General features: G+C 40.3%; 10 protein-coding genes and 1 pseudogene. 1 reads left to right on the top strand and 10 read right to left on the bottom strand.

From position 1 onward, the window contains the following. Positions 1 to 13: 13 nt before the first annotated feature. From sucD to sdhC, 10 genes are all read right to left on the bottom strand, one after another. Entirely contained in the window at positions 14 to 904 is an 891-nt protein-coding gene (sucD, locus tag K6I41_RS03935; protein ID WP_003655479.1) for a succinate--CoA ligase subunit alpha, read from the bottom strand. Between the two features lie 14 nt (positions 905 to 918). After that, positions 919 to 2,085: an ADP-forming succinate--CoA ligase subunit beta gene (gene sucC / locus K6I41_RS03930; protein WP_003655470.1), complete on the bottom strand. Its 1,167-nt coding sequence runs from the start codon at positions 2,083 to 2,085 to the stop codon at positions 919 to 921. Between the two features lie 147 nt (positions 2,086 to 2,232). After that, on the bottom strand, positions 2,233 to 3,666 hold the full coding sequence (gene lpdA / locus K6I41_RS03925) for a dihydrolipoyl dehydrogenase (protein ID WP_005310073.1): 1,434 nt from the start codon (positions 3,664 to 3,666) through the stop codon (positions 2,233 to 2,235). 61 nt (positions 3,667 to 3,727) lie between these two features. After that, positions 3,728 to 4,924 (bottom strand): 2-oxoglutarate dehydrogenase complex dihydrolipoyllysine-residue succinyltransferase, encoded by a 1,197-nt coding sequence (gene odhB / locus K6I41_RS03920; protein ID WP_250375236.1) that lies wholly within the window; start codon positions 4,922 to 4,924, stop codon positions 3,728 to 3,730. Then, complete coding sequence (locus K6I41_RS03915; RefSeq protein ID WP_004789422.1) at positions 4,924 to 7,764, bottom strand: 2-oxoglutarate dehydrogenase E1 component; 2,841 nt, start codon at positions 7,762 to 7,764, stop codon at positions 4,924 to 4,926. The genes odhB and K6I41_RS03915 overlap by 1 nt, the downstream gene beginning before the upstream one ends. 157 nt (positions 7,765 to 7,921) lie before the next feature. Next, positions 7,922 to 8,050 (bottom strand): hypothetical protein, encoded by a 129-nt coding sequence (locus K6I41_RS03905; RefSeq protein ID WP_002116082.1) that lies wholly within the window; start codon positions 8,048 to 8,050, stop codon positions 7,922 to 7,924. A gap of 283 nt (positions 8,051 to 8,333) precedes the next feature. After that, positions 8,334 to 9,044, bottom strand: coding sequence for a succinate dehydrogenase iron-sulfur subunit (locus K6I41_RS03900; RefSeq protein WP_005310066.1), 711 nt, complete (start codon positions 9,042 to 9,044; stop codon positions 8,334 to 8,336). 14 nt (positions 9,045 to 9,058) lie between these two features. After that, positions 9,059 to 10,894 carry a succinate dehydrogenase flavoprotein subunit gene (gene sdhA, locus K6I41_RS03895; protein ID WP_144734960.1) on the bottom strand — a complete coding sequence of 612 codons (1,836 nt, stop codon included), beginning with the start codon at positions 10,892 to 10,894 and terminating at the stop codon, positions 9,059 to 9,061. 12 nt (positions 10,895 to 10,906) lie between these two features. Next, complete coding sequence (gene sdhD, locus K6I41_RS03890; RefSeq protein WP_003655454.1) at positions 10,907 to 11,272, bottom strand: succinate dehydrogenase, hydrophobic membrane anchor protein; 366 nt, start codon at positions 11,270 to 11,272, stop codon at positions 10,907 to 10,909. Next, entirely contained in the window at positions 11,272 to 11,673 is a 402-nt protein-coding gene (gene sdhC, locus K6I41_RS03885; protein ID WP_081399112.1) for a succinate dehydrogenase, cytochrome b556 subunit, read from the bottom strand. The genes sdhD and sdhC overlap by 1 nt, the downstream gene beginning before the upstream one ends. A 497-nt stretch (positions 11,674 to 12,170) precedes the next feature. Between sdhC and K6I41_RS19220 the strand changes: the two are divergent. Next, positions 12,171 to 12,251: pseudogene (locus K6I41_RS19220) on the top strand (hypothetical protein); the annotation flags it as partial. Between the last annotated feature and the right edge of the window lie 19 nt (positions 12,252 to 12,270).

Raw genomic sequence — 12,270 nt, 5'->3', positions numbered from 1 at the left:
CAGGATAAAGCGATTAAGCTAAACCTTTCTCTTTTAAAACTTGCAACATTGTTGAACCAAGCTCAGCTGGGCTACGAGTGTAAGCCATTCCCGCGCGTTCAAATGCAGCGAATTTCTCTTCAGCTGTACCTTGACCACCAGAAATGATCGCACCAGCGTGACCCATACGCTTACCTTTAGGTGCAGTTACACCAGCAATGTAACCTACTACAGGCTTAGTCACGTTAGATTTGATGAATTCAGCAGCTTCTTCTTCAGCTGTACCACCGATCTCACCAATCATGATAATTGCATCAGTATCTGGATCGTCTTGGAACAATTGAAGAGCTTCGATTTGGTTCATACCTGGGATTGGGTCACCACCAATACCGATACAAGTAGACTGACCTAAACCAAGCTTAGTTGTTTGAGCAACAGCTTCATAAGTCAATGTACCTGAACGTGAGATGATACCAATACGACCTGGTTGGTGAATATGACCAGGCATAATACCAATCTTACATTCGCCTGGAGTGATCACGCCTGGGCAGTTAGGACCAACTAAACGAGTACCGTTACCGTTAGTTTCTAAGTAGCGTTTTGCTTTAAGCATGTCGATTGTTGGAACACCTTCAGTGATCACAACGATTAGGCCAACACCTGAATCAACCGCTTCAACGATAGAATCTAAAACGAATGGAGCTGGTACATAAATTACAGATGCATCTGCATTTGTTTCACGTACAGCTTCTTTCATTGTGTTGAATACTGGCAAGTCAAGGTGAGTAGTACCACCTTTACCTGGAGTAACACCACCAACAACTTTTGTACCGTAGTCTAAAGCTTGTGCAGAGTGGAAAGTACCGTTTTTACCAGTAAAACCTTGTACCAATACTTTAGTGTCTTTATTAATTAATACGCTCATGATTGATACTCCCCTTACGCTTTAACTGCAGCTACAACTTTTTCTGCGGCATCAGACAAGCCGTTCGCAGAAATTAATTTCAAACCAGATTCATCAAGTAATTTAGCACCTAACTCAGCGTTGTTACCTTCTAAACGAACAACAACTGGAACAGTTACGTTTACTTCTTGAACCGCTGCAATAATCGCTTCAGCAATCATGTCACAACGTACGATACCACCGAAGATGTTAATTAAAACACCTTGTACAGATGTATCAGCAAGGATGATTTTGAACGCTTCGATTACGCGCTCTTTAGTTGCACCGCCACCAACGTCAAGGAAGTTTGCAGGCTGACCACCATAAAGTTTAATGATGTCCATAGTTGCCATTGCAAGACCAGCACCGTTAACCATACAACCGATGTTACCTTCTAAAGCAACATAGTTAAGATCAAATTCAGATGCTTTTAATTCACGCTCATTCTCTTGAGATTTGTCACGTAAAGCAGCAACTTTAGGTAAACGGTAAAGCGCGTTAGAGTCGATACCAACTTTTGCATCTACACATAAAATATCGCCATTTTCACGAACTGAAAGTGGGTTAATTTCGAATAATGCAAAGTCATTTTCTACAAATGCTTGGTAAGCAGCAGCCATAATTTTAACAAATTGGCTGATTTGCTTGTCTTTCAAACCTAAAGCAAACGCAACTTCGCGCGCTTGGAATGGTTGTAAGCCAACTAATGGGTCAACTTCAACTTTGATAATTTTTTCTGGAGTTTCTTCTGCAACTTTCTCGATTTCTACACCACCTTCTGTAGAAGCCATGAAAGTAATACGACGACTAGAACGGTCTACAACCGCACCCAAGTAAAGCTCACGCTCAACTGGGTATACGTCTTCAGCAACAATAATGCTGTTTACTGGTTGACCATTTGCATCTGTTTGATACGTTACAAGACGAGTACCAATAATGTTATTTGCAAACTCGATAACATCTTCTTTAGATTTTGCAACTTTAACGCCACCAGCCTTACCACGACCACCAGCATGAACTTGCGCTTTCATTACAGCGAATTTACCACCAAGCTGTTCGAATGCAGCAACTGCTTCGTCTGCATTGGTTGCCAAGATACCTTCTTGTACCGGCATACCATATTCTTTCAATAACGCTTTAGCTTGATACTCATGTAAGTTCATTTAGTTACCTACTTAACTTTGTTTGTTGTCTTCAATTTGCGCAACATTCTCATGTTGTATATGCAAATTGCTGTCTACCTCTATCACCTTGATGTTTTTTTAATCACACCATCAAATGTGAAAAAGAGCGGAGAACCGCTCTTTATTTTATTTACGCTTACGTTGAATCGCGTGAATTGCACGACCATCTACAGCAAGTGCAGCTTCATGAACAACTTCAGAGAATGTTGGATGACCAAATGTCATTAACTGAAGATCTTCAACAGAAGATACAAATTCAAGAGCGATCATACCTTGGTGTACGATATCAGATGCAGCAGGTCCAATGACATGCATACCTAATAAACGGTCAGTTTTTGCATCAGCAACAAACTTAACAAAACCAGCACCTTCACCCGCCGCTAAAGCACGACCATTTACAGCAAAACCGAATTGACCAGTTTTAACTTCATGACCTTTTTCTTTAGCTTGTTCTTCAGTTAAACCAACCCATGCCGCTTCCGGATGTGTATAGATAACAGAAATGATTGTGTCGTAGTTCACTTGAGCTGCATGACCGTGAATACGTTCAACAGCCATTACACCTTCTTCCATTGCTTTATGAGCAAGCATTGGACCACGAACTAAGTCACCAATCGCATATACACCTTCTACAGAAGTTGCACAGTAATCGTTTACTTCAACTAGACCACGTTCAGTCAATTTAATGCCTGAATCATCAGCTAATAAACCTTCTGCATAAGCTTTACGGCCTACACAAACGATTAATTTGTCAAAAGTCTGAGTTTTTTCTTCGCCACCTTGAGTGTATTTAACAGTCACTTCGCGACCATTAACTTCAGTACCAGCAACTTTAGCGCCAATACGAATATCAAGACCTTGCTTAGTTAAAAGTTTTTGGTAGTCTTTTGCCAAAGCTTTATCAGCCATTGGTAAAAATGCATCCATTGCTTCAAATACAACAACTTCAGCACCAAGACGACGCCAAACAGAACCAAGTTCTAAACCGATTACACCAGCACCAATAACACCTAAACGTTTAGGTACTTCTGGGAAGTTTAACGCGCCAGTTGAATCAACAATAATATCTTGATCTACAGGAGCTACTGGAATATTTACAGGTACAGAACCAGACGCAAGAATTACGTATTTAGGTTCTAAAACTTGAGTCTCACCTTCGTGTGAAACAAACTCAACTTTTTTACCAGCAAGTAATTTACCAGTACCTTTTAACCACTCAATACCATTGCCTTTAAGCAATTGATCGATACCACCAGTTAATTGGTCAACAATTTTGTCTTTACGAGCAAGAAGCTTAGCAAGATCAAAATTTACTTCACCTGTAGTAATACCGTGATCAGCTAAATGATGCACTGTATCTTCATAACGATGTGAAGAGTCAAGTAATGCTTTAGAAGGGATACAACCTACGTTTAAGCATGTACCACCTAAAGATGGCTTACCGTTGTGAATACGTTTTTCGATACAAGCGACTTTAAAACCTAGTTGAGCAGCACGAATTGCAGCTTCATAACCACCAGGACCACCGCCAATAACAACAAGATCAAATTGTTGAGACATTATTTATCTCCATGGTCCGAGATAGAGGATCACTCTATCTCGGTAATATTATTCGAAGAAATTAAAGATCAAGGATGAGTTTAGCTGGCTCTTCTAACAATTCTTTGATTGCTACCAAGAAACCTACTGCTTCTTTACCATCGATCATACGGTGGTCATAAGAAAGTGCTAAATACATCATTGGCAAGATTTCAACTTGACCATTTACAGCCATAGGACGCTCTTGGATTTTGTGCATACCCAAGATACCAGTTTGCGGCTGATTCAAAATTGGAGTTGAAAGTAATGAACCGAAAGTACCACCGTTAGTAATAGTGAAAGTACCACCAGTCATTTCTTCGATAGATAATTTACCGTCACGTGCTTTAGCAGCATACGCACCAATACCAGCTTCAACTTCTGCATAGCTCATACGATCAGTATCACGTAATACTGGTACAACAAGACCACGATCAGAAGATACAGCAACACCGATGTCATAGTAACCGTGATAAACAATATCGTCGCCATCAATTGACGCATTTACCGCAGGATAGCGTTTAAGTGCTTCAGTTACAGCTTTAACAAAGAATGACATGAAGCCCAAACGAGCACCATGGCGTTTTTCAAACGCATCTTTATATTGCTTACGCAATTCCATGATTGGCTTCATGTTAACTTCGTTAAATGTAGTTAACATTGCAGTTTCTTGAGTTGCAGAAAGAAGACGCTCAGCTACACGCTTACGTAAACGAGTCATTGGAACGCGTTTTTCGATGCGCTCACCAACAGCTACGCTTAACGGAGTAACGTTAGCAGCTGGTTTAGCTTGATGGTTTGCTACATCTTCTTTAGTGATACGACCACCGCGACCAGTACCTTGTACGTCAGCAGCAGCAATACCAGTTTCAGACAAAGCTTTACGAACTGCAGGAGCTTGGCCAGATACAGCTTCAGTGCGCTCAACAACAGGAGCTGCACCAGCTTGAGTTTGAGCAACTGCTTGCTCTACTGCAGGAGCAGCTGCCGCACCAGCACCAGCACCAGCTTCAAACTGAGCAATCACTTCGTCAGAAAGAACTGTATCGCCTTCACCTTTAATGATTGCAACCAAGCTACCATCTGCAGGAGCAACCACTTCTAAAACAACTTTGTCGGTTTCAATATCACAGATCACTTCATCACGTGATACAGGTTCACCCACCTTTTTGTGCCAAGTTGCGATGGTTCCATCTGCAACAGACTCTGGGAATACCGGTGCTTTAATTTCGGTTGCCATTATTGAGAATCTCCTGATTGTTCAGCTTCGATTGCCAATGCATCATTAATTAGCTGAGCTTGTTGTTTTGCATGCAAGTACGGTGAGCCACAAGCTGGTGCAGCAGAAGCTTCACGACCTGCAAAACTGATACGGATTTGTTTGCCAGATTTTAAGATATCGTCGTATAAACGCGGTGCGATAAATAACCAAGCGCCTTGGTTCTTCGGCTCTTCTTGTGCCCAAACAAGTTCTTTCACGTTTGGATATGCAGCTAAGATTTCCGCAAGACGTTGTTCTGGGTATGGATATAACTGTTCAATACGTACAATTGCGACGTTAGTTAAGTTTTGTTCACGACGTTTTTCGAGTAAATCGTAATAAACTTTACCACCACAAAGTACAAGACGAGTTACATCTGACTTGTTAATTTGGTCAATTTCGTCAATTACAGTTTGGAATGAACCATTTGCAAGCTCTTCTAAAGTAGAAGTCGCAAGTTTATGACGAAGTAAAGATTTCGGTGACATTACGATCAATGGCTTACGAATTGGGCGTACAGCTTGACGACGTAATGCATGGAAAATCTGTGCAGGTGTCGTTGGAGTGATCACTTGCATGTTATCTTCAGCACATAACTGTAAGAAACGTTCTAAACGAGCTGATGAATGCTCTGGACCCTGACCTTCGAAACCGTGTGGTAACAACATTGTTAAACCACAAACTCGTTCCCACTTAGTCTCGCCAGAAGCAATGAACTGGTCAATTACAACCTGAGCACAGTTTACGAAGTCACCAAATTGTGCTTCCCAAATAATTAAGCTCTTAGGAATTGTAGTTGCATAACCATATTCAAATGCAAGAACAGCTTCTTCAGATAATAAAGAATCGTAAATTGCAAAACGAGGCTGATTTTCTTTAACGTGACAAAGCGGGATATACGTTGAGCCATCTACCTGATTATGCAATTTTGCATGACGGTGTGAGAATGTACCACGCCCAACGTCTTCACCAGTAATACGAACAAGGTAATCTTCATCGATCAAGGTTGCGTAAGCTAAAGTTTCAGCAGCACCCCAGTTCAATGCAGTTTCACCAGTTTGCATTTTCACACGATCTTCAATTACTTTTTGCACTTGACGCTGCATAACAAATCCTTCCGGAAGTTTGCTCATGCCCTCGCCTAATTCTTTTAAGCGATTTAAGTCAAATGAAGTATCCCAATCGTCTGTATAGTCATGGCCCAAATAAGGTGTCCAATCAACAAACATTTTTGTATTTGGTTCAAGCACCAAAGCATTTGCTACATGGTTTCCGGCTTCTAAATCAGCACGGTAATCTTCAACCATTTGGTCTGCTTCAGCACGATCAATTACTTTGTTTTGAACAAGTTGATCTGCATAGAGTGTACGAGTTGTTGCTTTTTTAGCAATCACTTGATACATCAATGGCTGTGTACCAGACGGTTCATCTGCTTCGTTATGACCACGACGACGGTAACAGAACAAGTCAAGTACTACGTCTTTACGGAATTCGTGACGGAAATCATGTGCTAATTGAGTAGCAAAGATTACTGCTTCAGGATCATCGCCATTCACATGGAAAATTGGCGTCTGAATCATTTTTGCAACGTCAGTACAATATTCAGTAGAACGCGCATCACGTGGATCAGAAGTTGTAAAACCAACTTGGTTGTTCACGATAATGTGTACAGTACCACCAACCGTATAGCCACGAGTTTGTGACATCTGGAAAGTTTCCATGTTCACACCTTGACCTGCGAATGCAGCATCACCGTGAACAATTACTGGTAATACATCATCACCGCCGATGTCTCTACGACGCACTTGACGTGCACGCACAGAACCTTCAACTACAGGACCAACGATTTCCAAGTGAGATGGGTTAAATGCTAATGCCAAGTGAACTTCGCCACCAGGAGTCATTACATTACTTGAGAAACCTTGATGGTATTTAACGTCGCCAGAACCTTTCTTATGAATAGCTTTACCTTCAAACTCGCCAAACAAGTCTGCAGGGTTTTTACCCATAATATTAACAAGAAGGTTTAAACGGCCACGGTGTGGCATACCAATAACAACTTCTTTACAACCAACAGCACCAGCACGTTGAATGATTTCATTCACCATAGGAATAAAAGATTCACCACCTTCTACACCAAAGCGTTTAGCACCAACGTATTTATTGCCTAGGTATTTTTCAAGTCCTTCTGCAGCGGTTAAACGCTCCAGGAACCCTTTCTTTTGATCATTTGTAAAATTAAGCTGACCACGAACACTTTCAAGACGTTGTTGAATCCAACGCTTTTCTTTTGTGTCCACGATATGCATATATTCAACACCGATTGAACCACAATAGATTGCTTCCATTGCTTCAATCATTTCAGCAAGCGTCGCTTCGCTCTTACCGATTTCAAGATTACCGGTATTGAATACTGTGTCTAGATCTGATTTGGTTAAACCGTGAGCTGAAAGCTCTAAATCTGGAATCTCTTCACGCTTAGCAAGACCTAATGGATCTAACTTAGCTTTTTGATGTCCGCGATTACGATAAGCAGCAATAAGTTGTAAAACGCCAATTTGACGACGTTCATGCTCAGTACTTACCGTACTTTGTACAACAGGTTGAACACGATTAGCATTACGTCCTAGTAATAGGAATTGCTCACGCACAGCGCCGTGTGGTTGGTCACCCTTTGGATATTTATCGAAATATTGGCGCCAGTCCTCAGCTACAGAGGTTGGGGAAGACAGGTACTGCTCGTAAAGTTCTTCAATATACGCTGCACTATCAGCGGAAAGTTCAGTGTCAAGACGCAATGCGTCAGCAACTTCTTGCATTTGTGGACCCATTTCCTATTGCAAAAAATATTACAGGCTGCCTTTTAAGCACACCCATGATGCATAATGCCAAATTGGTAAAAAAGGCATTACTTACCCAACAGGTCTTTAAGACCATGGGGCGTCATACTACCTAGAGAGGAAACTCCATAGGTAATTAATGAATCACAACACCCTCAATGGCATCATCACTCACCTTATACTCGATTAAAACCGAGCAATTTTTTGCAAATCTTTTTAGAAAAATTAACTTTAAAATTAACTTTTCTAAAATGACTTTAACCATAAAAATTAAGCACAGATCTAAGATTGTGCTACTTAAATTAATTTCACTAGTATACGCTTTTTTCACCTATAACTTTGTGGCAAATCGTATCATGTTCTTAACGAACGATTGATTTTTTTGACACATACCACCTATAAATTGGCGAAATACATATGCGATTTTATCTTTTAATATATGGTGCAATATATAAAAACCTCATCTTTTTCGACCAAAGTCTAAAGTTTACATTATAAAGTTAAAAAAAAACGCACATCAAGGATGTGCGTTCTCTATTTGTGCAGAATTAACCCGCTTGATCTAATAGCATATTACGGATGTGACCGATTGCTTTTGTAGGGTTTAGACCTTTAGGACATACTGACACACAGTTCATGATACCTTTACAACGGAACAAACTGAATGGATCGTCAAGACGAGCCAAACGGTCTGCAGTTGCAGTATCACGAGAATCGATAATAAAACGGTATGCATTCAACAAAGCTGAAGGACCCAAGAACTTGTCAGGGTTCCACCAGAATGATGGACATGAAGTTGAACAACATGCACAAAGAATACATTCATACAAACCGTTTAAGTGTTCACGCTCTTCAGGAGATTGTAAACGCTCTTTAGGTGGAGCTGGCTGGTTATTGATCAAGAATGGCTGAATCTTGTCATATTGATCATAGAATTGGTTCATATCAACAACCAAATCTTTAACTACCGGCAAACCTGGTAATGGACGAATTACGATTTTCTCTGGTAAATCATTTAGGTTTTCTAGACAAGCCAAACCATTTTTACCATTGATATTCACACCATCCGAACCACAAATACCTTCACGGCAAGAGCGACGGAATGTTAACGTTTCGTCTTGAACTTTCAATGCAAGCAATGCATCAAGCAACATACGGTGCTTATCAGTCAATTCAAGCTTGAAAGTTTGCATGTACGGCGCTTTATCCTTATCAGGATCATAGCGGTAGATTTCGAATGTACGAGTACCTCTACTCATCTTTATACTCCCGATTAGAATGTACGTGGTGCTGGCGGAATTGCATCAACAGTCAACGGTTTGAAGCGCACTGGCTTATATTCCAAACGGTTATCTGATGAATACCATAACGTATGTTTCATCCACTCATCATCACGGCGACCGTATGAATAAGTTGGATGATCAGCTGGTAATTCATAATCAACTACAGTATGCGCACCACGACACTCTTTACGCGCAGCTGCTGAAATTAAAGTTGCTTTTGCAACTTCATACAAGTTTTCAACTTCAAGCGCTTCAACACGTGCAGTGTTAAATACTCTAGATTTATCTTTTAAGTGGATATTACGCACACGTGGCTCAAGAGCAAGGATCTCTTTTACACCCTTATCAAGCAATGCTTGAGTACGGAATACACCAGCGTGATCTTGAACGATATCACGAATTGCATCAGCAACTTCTTGAGCATTTTCACCAGAAGTTGAATCATCCAACTTACGTACACGAGCTAATGTTTGCCCTAATACATCTGTTGGAAGTGGTGCGTATTCATCACCATGATGCTTAGTTACGTAATCGATAATGTGCTCACCAGCAGCTTTACCAAATACAACCAAGTCAAGAAGTGAGTTAGTACCTAAACGGTTTGCACCATGTACTGATACACAAGAACATTCGCCAATTGCATAGAAACCTTTTACAGGTTTAGTGTAGTTGTCTGTACCCGCTTCAGGTAAGCACACTTGACCATGCATATTCGTAGGAATACCACCCATTTGATAATGGATTGTTGGTACTACAGGAATCGCTTCTTTTGTAATGTCAACGTTCGCGAATTTTTTACCAATCTCAAATACAGATGGTAAACGCTTCATGATTGTATCAGCGCCCAAGTGAGTCATATCAAGTAAGATATAATCACCTTTTGGACCACAACCACGACCTTCTTTAATTTCTTGGTCCATAGAACGTGAAACGAAGTCACGTGGAGCCAAATCTTTTAAAGTCGGTGCATAACGTTCCATGAACGGTTCGCCGTCTTTATTACGAAGGATTGCACCCTCACCACGACAACCTTCAGTCAACAATACACCAGCGCCCGCAACACCCGTTGGGTGGAATTGCCAGAATTCCATATCTTGTAATGGAATACCAGCACGAGCAGCCATACCAAGACCGTCACCAGTGTTGATATAAGCATTTGTTGATGCACGGTAAACACGACCAGCACCACCAGTAGCAAATAATGTCGCTTTTGCTTGGAATACTGAAATGTTACCAGTTTCTTGGTCAATTGCTGTTACACCAAGAACATCACCAGCTTCGTTACGAATCAAATCAAGAGCGATCCACTCAACGAAGAATTGAGTACCCATTTTCACGTTGCTTTGATAAAGCGTGTGCAATAATGCATGACCTGTACGGTCCGCAGCTGCACAAGCACGTGGAACTGGTTTATCACCATAGTTCGCAGAGTGACCACCGAACGGACGTTGGTAAATTGTACCATCAGCGTTACGGTCAAACGGCATACCCATGTGTTCAAGTTCATACACAACTTTTGGTGCTTCACGACACATAAATTCAATTGCGTCTTGGTCACCTAACCAGTCAGAACCTTTTACTGTATCGTAAAAATGGAAATGCCAGTTATCTTCTTGCATATTACCTAACGACGCACCGATACCGCCTTGAGCAGCTACAGTGTGCGAACGTGTCGGGAAAACTTTAGTGAGTACTGCAACTTTCAAACCTGCTTGAGCAAGTTGGTAAGATGCACGCATACCAGAACCACCACCACCAACGATAACTGCATCGAAAGTGAGGTTTTGAATATTTGAATAATCTTCTTTAGGGGTTATCGCGCCCATGATGTCTTCCTATCAATTCGCCCAGAAAATCTGGATACCCCAGATTGCGTACACAAACACTGCAATAATGACAGCCGTCGTCAGTACAAGGCGTAAACCTTTCGCTGAAGGACCCATTTGACGAGTAGTGACATAGTCAGTAAAAACTTGCCACATACCAATCCATGCGTGTGCGATAAGCGATAAAATTGCCAATAAAGAGAAAATCTTCATTGGTAATGTCATCATGAAACCAGCCCATTGTTGATAGTCAAATCCACCTTTGCAGAGAATCCAACCCAAAAGAACAACAGTATAGGCTGCAAGTACAACCGCACTTACACGCTGGATAAACCAATCACGAGAACCTGAACCAGTTAAACCTGTAGCACTTTTCATTAGAACATAATCCATATAAAGGCTGCGATAATAGCTACCACAGATAAGATCAATGAAATTGTCGCTGCTATACGACCACTTTGCAGTTCTTCAGCAAAACCTAAATCTGCAAGTAAGTGCTTTACTCCAGCAATAAAGTGGAATAACAAGCCGGCTACAAATACCCAAACGATAAAACGTACAAGGATATTTCCAAACACGACATTTTTAACGTAGTCAAATCCTTCTGGTGAAGATAATGATTTATCTAAAATCCATAATAGAACTGGTACTAATAAGAAAACGATGACACCTGATAAACGGTGTAAAATTGATGCAATAGCCACGGGTGAGCGTAAATTTACCGCTAACACCTGACCCATGGACAAATTGACAGGTCTGTTGCTTTTCACAGCGGGCATCCTGTAGGTAGAAACTCCGACCGGAGTTTGTTGAATTAATTCCAAGGAAAGCTGGCATTGTTAGGCAAGCACAGCTCATGCCTAACCTATAAACGACACTGAATTATAAAACGCGAAGTATCAAAATACAAACAATCCACTTTCCCATTTAAGCAAAAAACAATTAAATAAGAATCATTAACAATGATATCACCCTATTAACCCTGTTAAAATGGCATGCAGAGTTCCATCATGTTATTGTTTAAAATAACTTTTTATTTAATTTCATTTTTTCTGCAATTTCTTTTAAATAAGCAAATTTTAGACTAAAGATAAAGTCATAAATTCATCATATAAATAGAAAAATGTTAGTAACTGGTCATATTTTCAATAAAAGCTACAATTCAACTAAGTGAAGTTAGTTGGATTCAATACAAATCAGTCAATCTAAAATACATTTGAGAAAGCAATTTTTATTGAAAATAAAATTTTTAATTATTTTAAAGCTGTTCAATTAGCTATTTTTTATACAATTAAACTTAAAAAAACATCAACATTCTTTGTTACAACTAAATAAAAATAGAGTTTTTTTTGATTAGCAATTTTAAATTACACCAT

The sequence above is a fragment of the Acinetobacter sp. AS23 genome (genome assembly GCF_023612055.1).
GTDB lineage: Bacteria > Pseudomonadota > Gammaproteobacteria > Pseudomonadales > Moraxellaceae > Acinetobacter > Acinetobacter oleivorans.
This window is presented reverse-complemented; position numbering and strand designations above follow the sequence as displayed.

Excerpts from the sequence above, each read along its gene's own strand:
- odhB (WP_250375236.1), bottom strand. The coding sequence starts at position 4,924 with ATGGCAACCGAAATTAAAGCACCGGTATTCCCAGAGTCTGTTGCAGAT.
- sucC (WP_003655470.1), bottom strand. The coding sequence starts at position 2,085 with ATGAACTTACATGAGTATCAAGCTAAAGCGTTATTGAAAGAATATGGT.
- lpdA (WP_005310073.1), bottom strand. The coding sequence starts at position 3,666 with ATGTCTCAACAATTTGATCTTGTTGTTATTGGCGGTGGTCCTGGTGGT.
- K6I41_RS03905 (WP_002116082.1), bottom strand. The coding sequence starts at position 8,050 with ATGGTTAAAGTCATTTTAGAAAAGTTAATTTTAAAGTTAATTTTTCTA.
- sdhC (WP_081399112.1), bottom strand. The coding sequence starts at position 11,673 with ATGCCCGCTGTGAAAAGCAACAGACCTGTCAATTTGTCCATGGGTCAG.
- sdhD (WP_003655454.1), bottom strand. The coding sequence starts at position 11,272 with ATGAAAAGTGCTACAGGTTTAACTGGTTCAGGTTCTCGTGATTGGTTT.
- sucD (WP_003655479.1), bottom strand. The coding sequence starts at position 904 with ATGAGCGTATTAATTAATAAAGACACTAAAGTATTGGTACAAGGTTTT.
- K6I41_RS03915 (WP_004789422.1), bottom strand. The coding sequence starts at position 7,764 with ATGCAAGAAGTTGCTGACGCATTGCGTCTTGACACTGAACTTTCCGCT.
- sdhA (WP_144734960.1), bottom strand. The coding sequence starts at position 10,894 with ATGGGCGCGATAACCCCTAAAGAAGATTATTCAAATATTCAAAACCTC.
- K6I41_RS03900 (WP_005310066.1), bottom strand. The coding sequence starts at position 9,044 with ATGAGTAGAGGTACTCGTACATTCGAAATCTACCGCTATGATCCTGAT.